Source organism: Oricola indica (genome assembly GCF_965227485.1).
Taxonomy (GTDB): domain Bacteria; phylum Pseudomonadota; class Alphaproteobacteria; order Rhizobiales; family Rhizobiaceae; genus Oricola; species Oricola indica.
Map to the genome: position 1 here is coordinate 3,409,260 of NZ_OZ245747.1, position 14,742 is coordinate 3,424,001.

Consider the following 14,742-nt stretch of genomic DNA (forward strand, 5'->3'; position numbering starts at 1 on the left):
AAATGCCACGGAACCGTGACACAGTCGAGCATGCGGAGCGTACAACAAAGCGACCGAAGCGCCTAGAATCCGAACTCGCCCTGGTTAACATCGTCCTCGCGGACGAAAGCGGCGGCGAATGACCGCGTGATCCGCGCCTTGCGGGCCAATGACGCCTTGTCCAGCCGGTCCACGATACGCCTCGCGCTGGCGAGGGATCGCTCGATGCGGCTGGCCAGAAAACGGATCACGGACGGATCGACCGCAATCTGCCGGTCGGCGAAGAGCTTGGTCATCACGCCGGTCAGCAGTTCGTCGTCGGGTTCGGCGATCTCGACTGTCGTGGCAGCCTGAATTCGCGAGCGAAGATCCGGCGTCCGGATGCGCCATGCACCCGGCCAGTGCGCCGACGTCATCAACAGGCTGCCGCCATTGGCGCGCACGGCGTTCATCAGGTGAAACAGCGCGTCCTCGTCGAATGTCTCCGGCTCGATACCGTCGAGCAGAACCGGCAAGCCGTCCTGCGCCGCGTCGAGGTCGGCCGACGTCAGACATGCCGGGTCGGCCTCATGAGCACCCGCCATTTCGCGCCAGATCGTCGCCAGATGCGTCTTGCCCGAACCGGGCGGACCGGCGACGACAACGAACGGACCGGGCCAGTTCGGCCAGCCCTCGACCAGCAAGACCGCCGCGCGATTGGCGCGCGTGACGATCAGGTCGTCGCGCGCCATCGAGCCGGACAGGCCGAGATCGAAAAGGAGTTGGGCGTCTTTGTCCGTCATTGCATCGGGCATTGGCCGTTCATCGCGGCCCAGCATTACTCATCGGCCGGCGTCACCCGCTCGGCGGGCTCCGAATCGCCGACATAGAGGTCCGAGTCCAGATATTTCTCCAGTGCGAAACGCACCAGAACGCCGATCGCGGCCGCTGCGGGAACGGCGATCAACAGCCCCGTGAAACCGAACAGCGCGCCGAAGGCGAACAGCGCAAACATCAGCCAGACGGGGTGCAGGCCGACGCTGTCGCCAACCAGCTTGGGCTGGAGAATATTGCCCTCGATCGCCTGTCCGACGAAGAAGACGGCGGCGACAGCGACAACCATGATCCAGTCCGGCCAGAACTGAACGAGGGCGACACCGATGGACAGAACGAGGCCGACGAGCGACCCGACATAGGGAATGAAGCTGATCAGCCCGGCGAACAGGCCAATCAGAAGCCCGAAGTTCAGGCCGGTGATGGTCAGTCCGATCGCGTAGAACAGGCCGAGGATCAGGCAGACAGTGCCCTGCCCCCGCACGAAGCCGGCAATCGTCTTGTTGATGTCGCGACCGAGGCGGCGAACGCTATCGATATGATCGCGCGGCACCCAGCCATCGACTTTCGCGATCATCCGATCCCAGTCGAGCAGCATGTAGAAAGCGACGACCGGCGTCACGATCAGCAGGCCGGCGACATCGATGACCGCCTTGCCGGATGACCAGATGCCCTGAAACACGGTCGTCACGAAGCCGGCGCCCTGCTTGAGCAATTCGTTGAAGCCGCTCTGGAGGTCCTCCGAATTGATGCCGACATAATTGGCCAGCCAGCCGGTTTCGAGGCTGACTTTCGAAAGCAGCCCCTGCAGACTCGATATATAGCTCGGCAAATTGGAAAACAGGCCATTGGCCTGCGTCACCAGGATCGGCACGATCACCGCGAGCGCGATTACCAGCATAACGACGAAACCCAGCAGGATCACGATCGTCGCGGCGAGGCGCGAAAAGCCCCGCCTTTCGAGGAAATCGGCAACCGGGTCCATGAAATAGGCCAGCGCCATGCCGGCCACGAAGGGCAGCAGGATCGACCGGAAGACATAGACGAAGAGGATAAAACCAACGATCGCCCCGAGCCAGAACAGGGCCTGGCGCTTCAGATTGGCGGTGGAAAGATGCTTGGTCACGTGAGCCTGTCCGTCTGTTCCGCGTATCCCGCCTCCCGACCGCCGAGACTGCGTATCAAAAGGCGACTGTAAGCCGCCGCCGAGACCGCGATCAGGATGACGACAAGCGCGATCAGACCATAATTCACAGCAGGAATCGACCACTCAAAGGCGTTTGCCGCCAGAAGCCAGGCTGCCATGGCGGTCAGAACAGCCGTGTTGATCTTGGAAATCGGCAGAGGCCGGATCGCGCCCGCCTTTCCGCGCGCCGCCATGAGGCCCGCACCCGCCAGAATCGCGATATCGCGCGCGACCACGAGCACCAGCAGCCAGACCGGGACGATGCCGACAATGGCAAGAGTCGCGAAGACCGCGATGGTCAACGCCTTGTCCGCCAGCGGATCGATATAGGCTCCTAGCGCCGAATCCTGATGGAAAAACCGCGCGATGAGCCCGTCGACCCCGTCGGAGATGCCGGCAATGGCGAACAGGACAAATGCCGTCATCCAGGCACCCTGCAGCACGGCCTGGACGATGAAGGGTATCATCGCCATGCGCGCGACAGAGATCGCGTTTGGTATTGTCCAGAATCGCGTGGTCATCGATATCCCGTCTTGTTTTCTGTCATATAGATATGCGCGGCGACCTGCGCAAAAGCCTTTCTCACAATGCTCGGGAAATTGCTGTGGCAGGCTCCCGCCGGGCACTGGAAAGACCGCCTGTGCCGTGCAATAGAGCGCGCAGGAAACCTAGTGCGGGACAGGCGCAGCCATGTCGGACTCATCGCAAAACACGGACGGCAAGAACGGCCTCTCCTACGCCGATGCGGGCGTCGATATCGATGCCGGCAACGCGCTGGTCGAGGCGATCAAGCCGATGGTGAAATCGACGCGCCGGTCGGGCGCAGACGGGACGATCGGCGGGTTCGGCGGATTGTTCGACCTGAAGGCGGCCGGTTTTTCCGACCCGGTGCTGGTTGCGGCCAATGACGGCGTCGGTACGAAACTGAAAGTCGCCATCGAGGCGAAGATTCACGACACGGTCGGGATCGACCTCGTCGCCATGTGCGTCAACGACCTGATCGTGCAAGGCGCGGAGCCGCTTTTCTTCCTCGACTATTTCGCCACCGGCAAGCTCGACGTGAAGCAAGGGTCCGACATCGTCTCCGGCATCGCCGAAGGCTGCCGGCAGGCGGGCTGCGCGCTGCTCGGCGGCGAGACGGCCGAAATGCCCGGCATGTATGGCGATGGCGACTACGACCTCGCCGGCTTCGCTGTCGGCGCGGCGGAACGCGGCACGCTCCTGCCGACAGCCGATATCGCCGAGGGCGACGTGATCCTAGGGCTCGCCTCGGACGGTGTTCATTCCAACGGCTATTCGCTGGTGCGGCGCATCGTGGAGATGTCGGGCCTCTCCTATGGCGCATCGGCGCCGTTCGACAAGGAACGCACGCTCGGCGAAGCGCTTCTCGACCCGACGCGCATCTATGTGAAGCCGGTGCTGGCGGCCATTCGCGAAACCGGCGCGATCAAGGCGCTGGCGCATATCACCGGCGGCGGGTTCCCGGAAAACATTCCGCGCGTGCTGCCCGACAGCATGGCCGCAGAGATCGACCTGTCCGCGATCCATGTGCCGCATGTCTTCGCCTGGCTCGCCGCGCAGGACGGCGTTGCGCGCGACGAGATGCTGCGCACCTTCAATTGCGGGGTCGGGATGATCGCCGTCGTGTCGCCGGAGCACAGCGAGGCCGTGGCCGAGGTGCTGGAACGCGAGGGCGAAACCGTGACCCGCATCGGCGTCATGACACGCCATGACGGCGCGCGGGTTTCCTATACCGGATCGCTCGACCTTTGACCGACACGCGAAAAAAGACCGCCGTGCTGATCTCAGGCCGCGGCTCCAACATGGAAGCGCTGATCCGCGCATCGAAAGCGCCGGACTATCCCGCCAAGATCGTGCTCGTGATATCCGACAATCCGGATGCGGGCGGGCTGGGCACCGCGCGCGGCGAAGGAATTCCGGCGCGGGCGATTTCGCGCAAATCCCACGGCTCGAAACACGCGCATGAGAAGGCAATCCATGATGCGCTGGAGGAGTTCGGCGTCGAGATTGTCTGCCTCGCCGGCTTCATGCGACTTCTTACCGGCGAATTTCTCGAACCGTGGGACGGCCGTATCATCAATATCCACCCTTCCCTGCTGCCGAAGCACAAGGGGCTGGATACCCATGCGCGTGCAATCGAGGCAGGCGACAGCGTGCATGGCTGTTCGGTGCATCATGTCACCGCTGGAATGGACGAAGGCCCCGTGATCTGTCAGGCCGAAGTGCCGATCCTGCCGGACGACACGGCGGATACGCTTGCCGCGAAAGTGCTCGTCGAAGAGCACCGTATCTATCCGCTGGCGCTGGAAAAGATCGCCCGCTCAATCCAGAACTAATCGCCCAAAGCCGCCCCAACGTAGCCGTTAGCGTTGCGTTGGCGAGGTTTCTTGCTATGAACGCCGGGCTTTGCGGAGGAACAGAGAATGCCCCAACCCCTCGTGATGATCGCCGGCGGCGGTATTGGCGGCCTTGCGACCGCGCTCACGCTCAACCAGATCGGCGTGCGCTGCGTCGTGTTCGAATCGGTGCGTGAACTGCGTCCGCTCGGGGTCGGGATCAACATCCAGCCAAACGCCGTGCGCGAGCTCTACGATCTCGGCATCGGGCCGGACGATCTCGACAAGGTCGGCGTGCCGGCACGAGAATGGGCGCTGGTCGGGCTGAACGGGAACGACATCTATTCTGAGCCCCGCGGATTGCTTGCCGGCTATAACTGGCCGCAATACGCCGTGCATCGCGGCCTCTTCCACGTGATGCTCCACGACACATTCGTCGCCCGGGCAGGCAAGGACGCCGTTCGGCTGGGATGTCGCGTATCCGGATATGAGAAGAATGCCGACGGCAGCGTGACGGCGATCATCGATCACGCCGATGGCTCGACATCGCGCGAGACCGGTACGCTGCTGATCGGCGCGGATGGTATCCACTCGGCGGTTCGCGCGCAGATGCATCCCGACCAGCCACCGATCCACTGGGGCGGCGCGATCATGTGGCGCGGCACGACGCAAGCGAAACCGATCCGCACGGGGTCGTCGTTTGTCGGTCTCGGCACGCACAAGCAACGCATGGTGATCTATCCGATCTCGCATCCCGACCCGGAAACCGGGCTCGCCACGATCAACTGGATCGCCGAGGTGACGGTGGACAATTCCGAGGGCTGGAAGAATTCCGGTTGGTTCAAGCCGGTGGAAATCGAAGACTTCATCCAGCATTTCGAAGGCTGGACCTATGACTGGCTTGACGTTCCGGCACTGCTGAGGGGCGCCGATATCGCCTACGAGAATCCGATGATCGACCGCGACCCGGTGTCCACCTGGCGTGACGGCAATGTCGCGCTGATGGGGGATTCAGCGCACGCCATGTATCCGACCGGCTCCAACGGCGCGAGCCAGGCGATTATCGATGCGCGGGTTCTCGGCACCTGCCTGCTGGAGCACGGGGTGACCCCGGAAGCGCTTGCCGTCTATAACGAACAGTTATGCGGACCTGTCTCGGAGCTCATCCTGCGCAATCGCGGTGCGGGACCCTTCGGCCTCCTCAACATGGTCGATGAGCGCTGCGGCGGCGAGTTCGACAATATCGACGATGTGATCCCGTCCGACGAGCGCGCGGAATTCATGGCGAAATACAAGGCGGCCGCCGGCTTCGCGATCGAGAAGCTGAACAGTTCGCCGCGGACGATTGCCGAAGGTGCAACAGTCGAGCAGACCGAGAAGGTGTAAGGACCTAAAGCGCCCTCACCCAGACTCTGGCATCGTGCACCGCTGCGCCTCCCTAGAGAATGCTCCCTCCAGCCACTTGGAGAGGGGATGAACTTGAACACATTTATATAACTTCAATATATAAATCATATTCTAGCAGTTTATTAAGATAGATACAATTCCCTGCTTAGTATTTACATTATAGGGAATAACATTACATTCCTCATATAGTTTTATCAACTCGCCTTGATCGGCTTGTCCGGATTTTTGAATTCCGGTATTAGAATTAGACCACCTATAGCCAATAGTGCCAGTAGCCCTTCCTTCGTAAAATGAAGAAATAGTAAAAAGCGACGAGATATTATTAAGGGCGACTGTATCCATTTTTTCCAATACAACTCTTTGCCCTCGGTTTAATACGCGCAATGGAGCTACATCTGGCGGCCCTTCAAGAACGATTTCTCGCGGCGGCAATCCAATCAGATTTGTTGCCATTTCCATGGTTCGAAGAAGGCATCCAATGTAATTTCGATAGACCGCACTCTTTTCGCCCTCTCTAAATTGCCTTAATAGCTGCTCAAGCTCGACTGCGTTAAATGATCCCTCACCACTGCCACCAGCAATTCTCAAGCGCTTCAGAGTCCGACTCGAAACTCATGCTGACCGGGCCAGTCGTCGTGTGAGCAGCATGACGGATGCGGCGTAGAGGAAGACCTCGGCGGAGGCGATGGTGCCTTCGAAATCCTTGGCCAGCCGTCGGTTGCGACTGATCCAGGCGAATGTGCGTTCGACCACCCAGCGGCGCGGCAGGACGTGGAAGCCGATCTGGTTGGCGATCTTCTTGACCACCTCGATGGCGATGCATGTTGCATCCTTGACCCTCTGGGCGCCATAGGCGCTGTCGGCGAAGGTGATTTCGACGAAAGGGAAGGATCGTCGTGACGCCTTGAGCAGCGGGACGGCACCGTCACGATCCTGAATGTCGGCCGGATGCGCCTGGATGACCAAGGCCCGGCCATCGGTATCGACCATGGCGTGGCGCTTGCGCCCTTTGATCTTCTTGCCAGCGTCAAAGCCCCTGGGGCCGCCGGCCTCGACGGTCTTGACGCTTTGGCTGTCGATCACCGCCGCCGAGGGACTGGCCTCACGTCCGGTCCGTTCTCGATCGGTCATGACAAGGTGGTGATTGATTGTCTGGAACAGACCTTCGCGGCGGAAGCGCAGGAACCAGCCATAGACCGTCGTCATCGGCGGGAAGTCCTTGGGCAGAAGCCGCCAGGCGATGCCACCCCGCAGCACATAGAAGATGGCGTTCATGATCTCGCGCATCGGCCATTGACGCGGCCGGCCGGTCCTTGCCGGCGCCGGCATGAAAGGGGCGAGAATTTCCCATTCCGCATCACTCAGATCGCTTCCATAACGCAGATGATCGCGGCTATGCTGCCGCCGGGTGGCCGGTGTCCACATGAGGCTCTCCAAACTGGCTTTGACAACCGTTTGGAATCACATTCGGGACCGGCCATCCAGCCTCGCCCCGAGTTTCAGGACGGCCTCTCAGCAATGCCGCGTTAATCTCCCCTTCCAAGTCAAAGGATTGCCCTCCTCCGCATGTGATCCCAGCTTGGCGTAGCCAGGATTCTTTTACGGATTGGGCTATGGCAGAAGTAAAACTGCCGGTAAGGGTTCCGACCAAGACAACCATTTGAAAAAGCGCTTTCAACATTGCCAACCCCTATGAACTTATCCAAGCGAAAATTCCATCACGTTCAGCTTCAGCTGGACAAAGTAGTTTCAAATTTAAAATGTAACCGAAAACAACCTAAGCTCAAAGAAATAAGGAAAGAATATTTTCAAACAAAGCGCCCGAGAGACGAATCTCATGCAATCCCCGTTTACGTAAGCGCCCTCACCCAGACTTTGGCATCGTGCACCGCCGCACCGCCATAGGGCGCGACGCTGTCCGCGCCCGTCAGCGTGTTGATACCGCAGCCGTTGAGATGCGCCTTGTTCGGCCACAGGCCCTCGGCGATCAGGGTGCCGCGCCCCGGCCGATCCGAGATCTTCAAATGCAGGTGGACCTCGCCCCGCGCATTGCCGAGCGCGACCGGCATGCCGTCCAGGAGACCGTATAAGGCCGCATCGTCGGGATGGATCATGACTTCCGGCCTGCGTTCCTTCTTCACCGAGCCGGGCGTTTCCTGAAAGGTGGAATTCAGGAAGGATCGCGCCGGCGACGTCGCGAGACGGAACGGGTGTTCGGTATCCGGATCCTCGGTGAGATCGAGGTAATCGGGGAATGCCGGCAGCCGGCCAGCCGGGCCTTGCGCTCCGAGCGCCTCCGGTGGCCGGGTGGGCGACGGACCCGTCATCCAGTCCGGCGAAAAGCGAAACTTGCCGTCCGAGTAGCCGAAGCCTTTCACGTAGTGCGAGGTGTCGAAATCCGGCTGGACATCGATCCAGCCCTTTTCTCTCAGTGTTTCGTAGGTCTCGCCGCAAGGTGCGATGACGGTATCGATCAATTCACGCTCCGTCTTGCCGAAGCCGGCCATATGCGAGACGCCGAGCCGTTTCGCCAATTCCTCGAAGACGAAGTGATTTGGCCGGGTTTCACCAGGCCCGTCGATCAGTTTCGGGCCAAGCATCACATGCTGATGGCCGCCGCCCTTGTAGATATCGTCATGCTCCATGAACATCGTTGCCGGCAGCACGACATCGGCCAGCTCCGCCGTGTCGGTCATGAATTGCTCATGGACCACCGTGAAGAGATCGTCACGCATCAGCCCCTGCCGAACCAGAGCCTGTTCCGGCATGACGTTGGCCGGGTTGGTGTTCTGGACCAGCATGGCGGTCACCGGCGGGCCACCATGAAGGGCTTCGGCGTCACCGGTCAGCACGCGTCCGATCTTGGACTGGTCGAGCCAGCGAATGGCGGGATCCGCATGGGCAGCGCCGATCAGTTCGCGCTTGTCGAACCGGTAGATATCGCCGTTGTTGTGAAATGCGCCGCCGCCTTCATACTGCCAGGCGCCAAGCACGGTCGGCACGCAGGCCGCCGCATGCATGGAGACCGCACCGTTGCGATTGCGGGTGAAGCCGTAGCCGAGCCGGAAGAAGGTCCGTTGCGTCGTGCCGACCAGTTTGGCGAACGCCTCGATGTCCTCGACGGAAAGACCGGTGATCGCCGCGGCCCATTGCGGTGTGCGAGTCTGCAAATGTGATTCAAGTTCCGCCGGCTTGTCGCTGAATTTTCTCATGAAATCGCGGTCGGCGTAGCCGTCGCGAAACGCTACATGCATGACCGCGCAGGCAAGCGCCGCATCCGTTCCCGGCCGAAGGACGAGGCCCATATCGGCCTGAGCGATCGTGTCGTTGACGTAAATGTCGATGGCGACGATGGTCGCGCCGCGTTCCTTGCGGGCCTTGATCGCGTGGGTCATCACATTGACCTGGGTGGCGACCGGATTGGTGCCCCAGGTGACGACGCAGTCGGATTTCTCCATCTCGCGCGGGTCAGGCCCGGCGAGCCTGCCGGTTCCCATGACGAAGCCCGTCCAGGCCATGTTCGTGCAGATCGTGTCGAACTGGTTGGAATAGCGCTTGGCATGACGCAGGCGATGAATGCCGTCTCGCTGCACCTGCCCCATGGTCCCGGCGAAATAATAGGGCCAGACGGTCTCCGAACCGAATTTCTCCTCTGCAGCGAGAAAGCGTTCGGCCACGAGGTCCAGCGCGGCATCCCAGGACGCCTGCCGCCACTCCCCGGCCCCCTTGGCGCCGCTGCGGATGAGCGGGTGCAAAAGCCGGTCGGGGTGATGGATACGCTCGGCGTATCGCGCCACCTTGGCGCAAATGACGCCGTCGGTGTAACTGTTGTCCTTGGCGCCGCGCACCCGGCCGATACGCGTGCCGTCGGCGACCTCGACCTCGAGGGCGCAGCAGGACGGGCAGTCATGCGGACAGGTGGAGCGGAATGTGTCGATCTTGGGCGCGATATTCATGGCGGAAAGACTAGCCTGATGGCGCGTGGCGCGATAGGAGCGATGCCATGAATTATCGCCACATTTTTCACGCCGGAAATTTCGCGGATGTGTTCAAGCACATCGTGCTGACCCGCGTCATCGCCTACATGCAGCGCAAGGAAGCCGCCTTCCGCGTTCTCGACACCCATGCCGGTCTCGGTCTTTACGACCTGTCGTCCGACCAGGCTCAGAAGACGGGCGAATGGAAAACGGGAATCGGCAAGGTTCTGGATGCGGCGGACAACGCACCGGCCGATGTTCGCGATTTGCTCGCGCCCTATCTCGACGCTGTTGGTTCATTCAATCCGGAAGGCGGGCTGACTCAGTATCCGGGGTCTCCGATGATCGCGCGCGCGATGTTCCGCAACCAGGACAGGCTGACCGCACTCGAATTGCACCCGGAAGACTTCGAGGTCCTCCATTCTCATTTCGAGGGCGACTTCCAGGCGCGTGTGACAAAGCTGGACGGCTGGCTTGGCATCAAGTCGCATCTGCCGCCGAAGGAACGCCGTGGCATCGTGCTCGTCGATCCGCCTTTCGAGGTCTATCACGAGTTCTTCAACATCCTCACGGCGTTGAAAGACGGCCACAAGCGGTTCGCGACAGGTACTTTCCTGCTCTGGTATCCGGTCAAGCACCGCAAGGGTATTTCGGAATTCCGCGACGAACTCAGGGCGCTGAAGATCCCGCGAATCCTCGATACCTCACTCGAGGTCCGTTCGTCGGGTGCCGATGTGCGTTTCGACGGCTCGGGCATGATCGTCGTCAATCCGCCCTACGCGCTGGAATCGGAATTGCGCACGATTTTGCCATGGCTGGCTTCCGTGCTGGAATTCCGCAAGGGATCGGGAAGTTACGCGATCAATTGGCTCGCCGGCGAATAGCGTTTTTCACATTCCGACTGTGACATCACTGCCATAGGTTGCGGGGTGACTGCCGAAGGCGATTGGGGTAATCAGATCGGCAACGGATTGCGCAAGGAGACCTCGCAATGACCACCCGGATTTCTTCTGCCATTCGCGGCGTCCTTGCCGCGGCAGTGTTCGCAACAGCTCCGATGACCGCGCTGGCTGCCGATCTGATCGCGCCGGGTGGCTCCTATGTCGTGGCCCAGCCCGACTCGGCATGCGCCAAGGATTCCTATCTGAAGTCGATCGAGCGGCGCTTCCGCATTCAGGCGCGTGAAGTCCACCACTGGCCGGACCTGTCGATCTCGTCCATCACGCAGATCCGCGAAAACCGCTATGTGCCGAGCTCCGAGCGCGCCCGCGCGGTCGACCAGCTCTATTGCCGCGCATCGGCTACGACCTCGGATGGCCACAGCCGCACGCTTTGGTATCTGGTGGAATTCGGCGCCGGTTTCGCTGGCGCGTTCGGCGACAATGTCGAGTTCTGCCTTTCGGGCCTCGACCGCTGGAACGTCTATGACGGTTACTGCCGGGTTCTGCGCTAAGCCATCCCTGTCCATCTCATGCGTTTGCTGATCCGCATCGCGGCGGCCTTCGCAGCGGGTGTCGCCCTTGCCGGGTGCGACGAAGCGGGATCGGGCGGCCCAATATCGACTACCGAGACGGTCGAGGTTCCCCTCGGCACCGGTTTCGATTTCTATGTTCTCGCCCTGTCATGGTCGCCCAGCTACTGCGCGTCCTTCGGAGACCGTGCCAACCGGCAGCAATGCGAAGCGGACGACCCCTTCGGATTTGTCGTGCATGGCTTGTGGCCGCAGTTCACGACCGGTTATCCGACGGAGTGCCCTACCGACCGGCCGCTCGGCGTATCGCGCGCACTGTCCGATTCGATGCTCGACATCATGCCTTCGACAGGCTTGATCCGGCATGAATGGCGCGAACACGGCACGTGTTCGGGCCTGTCGCAGGACGACTATTTTACCGCGACGCGGATGGCCTTCGAAGCGATCGCCATTCCGGCCTCCTTCGCCGCCGCCAGCAGTATCCGGACCGTCGATCCCGATACGGTCGAGGACGCGTTTGTTACCGCCAATCCCCGCATGCCGGACGATGCGATCGCCGTGACGTGCGACCGGCGGTATCTGCGCGAGGTGCGCATCTGCCTGTCGCGCGATCTCGCCAGTTTCGTCGCGTGTCCGGAAGTCGATGCGAACACCTGCTCCAGGGATGGCGCTGTCATGCCGGCTGCTCTCTGAGCAGCGCTATCCCAGGGCGCTGCCGGCCTATTCCTCGCCGTTTTCGTGGTTTTCCTCGACAATGGGGCCGCTCGAATCACGAGAGTGTTTCTTGCGATCCGCGGCGCCCTTGCCGTTATCATCGGACTTCTCGTGGCGAGCTTCGCGGTTTTCCTCGGCAATCGGGTCGCTTTTATCGTCCGTATTCATGTTTTGCTTCTCCTGGTGCTGCGTGCGACTACCGTCGCGCCACCGTTTCAACTGCAGAGGAAACGTGTTCCGGAACGCTCCGTTCCATCTATAAGGGAATCACATGACCGTTCATTTCGGTGTGCCGGCGGCGTTCGCCGCCATCTGACAAAGGAAGAAGATCACCCATGCCACGCCTGCTCTATTCGCCCGCCTCCCCCTACAGCGCCAAGGTCCGCATGGCGGCCGCGTGGCTCGACCTCGGGATCGAGCCGGAGACCGTGAACACGAATGACGAACCGGCCCTGCTGGTCGATAACAATCCGCTCGGCAAGATCCCGACCCTGATTCTCGACGACGGCTCGGCGCTGTTCGATAGCCGCGCGATCATGCAGGAACTCGATCGCATGAGCGGCCGCAGGCTGTTTCCGCGCAACGCGGCGAAGCGGATGGAGGCCGAACGGATGGAGGCGCTTGGCGACGGGCTGTGCGATTGCCTCCTTGCGCAGGTGTACGAGAAGCGCTTCCGGCCGGAAGAGAAAGTGCACCAGCCTTGGCTCGATCTGCAGGCGCGCAAGGTGACGCGCGGCCTCGACTGGCTCAATGACAACGCACCGCGCGTGACAAGCAAGCTGACCGGAGGGCAATTCGCCGTCGCGGCAATGCTCGGATATCTCGACCTGCGGTTCCCCGACCTCAACTGGCGTCGCGGCCGGCCCAAGCTGAAACGCTTCGAGGACCGGTTCGCGAAGCAGTTTCCGGAATACGAGACGCTGAAGTCGCACGGTTAAAAAAAGAAAAGCCCGTGCGGATCGCTCCGCACGGGCCCGTGTTGCCGGATTGCGTCCGGATTAGAACTTCAGGCCGATACCGGCTTTCACGCTGTGCTCGCTGAAGCCGGACGAGACCGTCGAGCCACCGAGATCGTAATCCTTCGAGCCATAGTCCGAATAACGGTATTCGAGACGGCTGAAGACGTTGTCAGTCAGCAGAGCCTCGGCGCCAGCGCCCACGGTCCAGCCGAGGTGGGTGTTGGTGTCGCTTCCCGTCCCGTTGTCCATTTCGTTGTTGGCAATAGCCAGGCCGGCGGTACCGTAAACCATGAACGGATCGACAGCGTAGCCAAGGCGGCCACGCACAGAACCGAACACGCCACGGTCGACCTCATTGGTGCCGTCCGAGCCGCTTGCGCCGGAATAGCCGACGTCACCTTCCGCACCATAGACGAAGGCACCGTTCTGGAAGTTCACGCCGGCAAAGGCGCCACCATTCCAGCCGTCGGCGTCGATATCGCCCGTATCGGCGTCGAACCGGGCCCAGTCGTAACCGCCGAAGGCACCAACATAGACTCCCGACCATGTGTCGGCCGGAACGATATTGATCGGGGCGGCCATCGGCGGCTCTGGCGGCGCCTCGACGGCATCCGCGGCCAGGGCGGCGTTGCCGGCGAGCGCCACGATGGCGATTCCTCCGGCCAATTTTGCAAACATACGCATGTCACTCTCCTTGAAGGTCGTCAGTATCGCGCCCGATGCTTTTGCGTTTCGGACGCTTCGTGCCCCAAACTCCCTGCCGAAGATTTCGTTCCCGATTGCGGCGATTGCGTTGCTGGATTGAGGAGATTCAGTGGCCGAAAAATGACAGTTCGGGAGTGTGTTCGACGCGCAACACCGCGGCGCTCCCTTCCTTCCTGAAATCCATGCCTATATAGACGAAACACGCTGTTTTCAGACGGACCTCCATGCTTCTTGACTTCATCATGCTCGCCGCCGGCCTGGTTCTCCTCGTATTTGCCGGCGACTACCTCGTAAAAGGTGCGGCGGGCCTGGCCGAAAGCCTGGGAATCCCTTCGCTGATCATCGGGCTCACGGTCGTCGCCTTCGGGACATCGGCACCGGAACTCGTCGTTTCGCTGCAATCCGCCCTGTCCGGCGCGCCCGATATCGCCGTCGGCAACGTGGTCGGCTCGAACATCGCGAACGTGCTGCTGGTCATGGGTATTCCGGCGATCATCGCAGCCATCCATGCCAAACAGCATGGATTGGCCCGCAATGTCGCGGTCATGCTGGTCTTCACTGTCGCGTTCATGTGGATGATCAGCGACGATAGGCTCGACCGGTTGGAGGCGGCCGGGCTGTTTGCCGGGCTATTGCTTTTCATTCTCGCGCAAGTGTTGAGAGCCCGTGCCCATGTCGAGGACGAGCAACCCGACGATTACCACGAGGAACTCGGCGAACTGCCCCACGCGACCGGCAGGATCGCGCTCTACCTCGCCGGCGGCCTGATCGGCCTGCCCATCGCCGCACAACTGACGGTCGCCGGCGCGTCCAACCTGGCCGAGACCTTCGGCGTGTCGCAGGCTGCCATCGGACTGACGATAGTCGCGATCGGCACATCTCTGCCGGAACTCGCGACCACCATGGCCGCGGCATGGCGCAAGGAAGTCGACGTCGCGCTCGGCAACATCATCGGCTCCAACATCTTCAATATCGGCGCCATCATGGGGATCACGGGCCTGATTATCCCGGTGCCCGTCTCGCACATCATGATCGAACGCGACATGTGGATCATGCTCGCCACCTCCGTGGCCCTCGCCGTGATCTGTTTTGGGCGGATCACGACAGGTCGGACACTGGGCGCCATCATGAGCGTGGCCTATCTCACCTATATCGTGATGGTATTCTGAGAGCG

At 61.3% G+C, this 14,742-nt stretch carries 16 protein-coding genes; 8 read left to right on the top strand and 8 right to left on the bottom strand.

Features of this window, described 5'->3' with window-relative positions; genetic code table 11:
- Positions 1–62 precede the first annotated feature (62 nt).
- From ACQK2M_RS17110 to ACQK2M_RS17120, 3 genes are read right to left on the bottom strand one after another with little or no spacing between them, the layout of a single operon-like run.
- A complete protein-coding gene (locus tag ACQK2M_RS17110; protein ID WP_425418779.1) occupies positions 63–761 on the bottom strand; it encodes an HdaA/DnaA family protein in 699 nt (232 codons plus the stop codon).
- A gap of 35 nt (positions 762–796) precedes the next feature.
- Entirely contained in the window at positions 797–1,918 is a 1,122-nt protein-coding gene (locus ACQK2M_RS17115) for an AI-2E family transporter (protein ID WP_425418780.1), read from the bottom strand.
- The gene (locus ACQK2M_RS17120; RefSeq protein ID WP_425418781.1) at positions 1,915–2,499 is read right to left on the bottom strand and encodes a CDP-alcohol phosphatidyltransferase family protein; all 585 of its coding nucleotides are present in this window, start codon (positions 2,497–2,499) and stop codon (positions 1,915–1,917) included. Before ACQK2M_RS17120 ends, ACQK2M_RS17115 begins: the two co-directional genes overlap by 4 nt.
- A gap of 169 nt (positions 2,500–2,668) precedes the next feature.
- Here ACQK2M_RS17120 and purM point away from each other — a divergent pair, with 169 nt between their 5' ends.
- From purM to ACQK2M_RS17135, 3 genes are all read left to right on the top strand, one after another.
- The gene (gene purM / locus ACQK2M_RS17125; protein ID WP_425418782.1) at positions 2,669–3,751 is read left to right on the top strand and encodes a phosphoribosylformylglycinamidine cyclo-ligase; all 1,083 of its coding nucleotides are present in this window, start codon (positions 2,669–2,671) and stop codon (positions 3,749–3,751) included.
- Complete coding sequence (gene purN / locus ACQK2M_RS17130) at positions 3,748–4,335, top strand: phosphoribosylglycinamide formyltransferase (protein WP_425418783.1); 588 nt, start codon at positions 3,748–3,750, stop codon at positions 4,333–4,335. The genes purM and purN overlap by 4 nt, the downstream gene beginning before the upstream one ends.
- Before the next feature lie 87 nt (positions 4,336–4,422).
- Positions 4,423–5,721 carry a flavin-dependent oxidoreductase gene (locus ACQK2M_RS17135; protein ID WP_425418784.1) on the top strand — a complete coding sequence of 433 codons (1,299 nt, stop codon included), beginning with the start codon at positions 4,423–4,425 and terminating at the stop codon, positions 5,719–5,721.
- 132 nt (positions 5,722–5,853) lie between these two features.
- Here ACQK2M_RS17135 and ACQK2M_RS17140 read toward each other — a convergent pair whose 3' ends face one another.
- The 3 genes from ACQK2M_RS17140 to ACQK2M_RS17150 form a co-directional block, all read right to left on the bottom strand.
- Positions 5,854–6,330 carry a hypothetical protein gene (locus tag ACQK2M_RS17140; protein ID WP_425418785.1) on the bottom strand — a complete coding sequence of 159 codons (477 nt, stop codon included), beginning with the start codon at positions 6,328–6,330 and terminating at the stop codon, positions 5,854–5,856.
- A 24-nt stretch (positions 6,331–6,354) separates the two neighbouring features.
- Positions 6,355–7,167 carry an IS5 family transposase gene (locus tag ACQK2M_RS17145; RefSeq protein WP_425416307.1) on the bottom strand — a complete coding sequence of 271 codons (813 nt, stop codon included), beginning with the start codon at positions 7,165–7,167 and terminating at the stop codon, positions 6,355–6,357.
- Positions 7,168–7,592: 425 nt separating this feature from the next.
- Positions 7,593–9,698 carry a molybdopterin-containing oxidoreductase family protein gene (locus ACQK2M_RS17150; RefSeq protein WP_425418786.1) on the bottom strand — a complete coding sequence of 702 codons (2,106 nt, stop codon included), beginning with the start codon at positions 9,696–9,698 and terminating at the stop codon, positions 7,593–7,595.
- 47 nt (positions 9,699–9,745) lie between these two features.
- On the opposite strand from ACQK2M_RS17150, the gene ACQK2M_RS17155 reads away from it, so the two are divergent.
- From ACQK2M_RS17155 to ACQK2M_RS17165, 3 genes are all read left to right on the top strand, one after another.
- Positions 9,746–10,603: a 23S rRNA (adenine(2030)-N(6))-methyltransferase RlmJ gene (locus tag ACQK2M_RS17155; protein WP_425418787.1), complete on the top strand. Its 858-nt coding sequence runs from the start codon at positions 9,746–9,748 to the stop codon at positions 10,601–10,603.
- Between the two features lie 107 nt (positions 10,604–10,710).
- Entirely contained in the window at positions 10,711–11,172 is a 462-nt protein-coding gene (locus tag ACQK2M_RS17160) for a hypothetical protein (RefSeq protein ID WP_425418788.1), read from the top strand.
- Positions 11,173–11,190: 18 nt separating this feature from the next.
- The gene (locus ACQK2M_RS17165) at positions 11,191–11,883 is read left to right on the top strand and encodes a ribonuclease T2 family protein (protein WP_425418789.1); all 693 of its coding nucleotides are present in this window, start codon (positions 11,191–11,193) and stop codon (positions 11,881–11,883) included.
- 27 nt (positions 11,884–11,910) lie between these two features.
- Here the strand turns inward: ACQK2M_RS17165 and ACQK2M_RS17170 are convergent, their stop codons facing one another.
- Positions 11,911–12,072 (bottom strand): hypothetical protein, encoded by a 162-nt coding sequence (locus ACQK2M_RS17170; RefSeq protein ID WP_425418790.1) that lies wholly within the window; start codon positions 12,070–12,072, stop codon positions 11,911–11,913.
- Between the two features lie 167 nt (positions 12,073–12,239).
- On the opposite strand from ACQK2M_RS17170, the gene ACQK2M_RS17175 reads away from it, so the two are divergent.
- On the top strand, positions 12,240–12,842 hold the full coding sequence (locus ACQK2M_RS17175) for a glutathione S-transferase (RefSeq protein ID WP_425418791.1): 603 nt from the start codon (positions 12,240–12,242) through the stop codon (positions 12,840–12,842).
- A 60-nt stretch (positions 12,843–12,902) separates the two neighbouring features.
- Here the strand turns inward: ACQK2M_RS17175 and ACQK2M_RS17180 are convergent, their stop codons facing one another.
- On the bottom strand, positions 12,903–13,547 hold the full coding sequence (locus tag ACQK2M_RS17180) for an outer membrane protein (RefSeq protein WP_425418792.1): 645 nt from the start codon (positions 13,545–13,547) through the stop codon (positions 12,903–12,905).
- A 245-nt stretch (positions 13,548–13,792) separates the two neighbouring features.
- Between ACQK2M_RS17180 and ACQK2M_RS17185 the strand changes: the two genes are divergently transcribed.
- On the top strand, positions 13,793–14,737 hold the full coding sequence (locus tag ACQK2M_RS17185) for a calcium/sodium antiporter (RefSeq protein WP_223476883.1): 945 nt from the start codon (positions 13,793–13,795) through the stop codon (positions 14,735–14,737).
- The last annotated feature ends 5 nt before the right edge of the window (positions 14,738–14,742 follow it).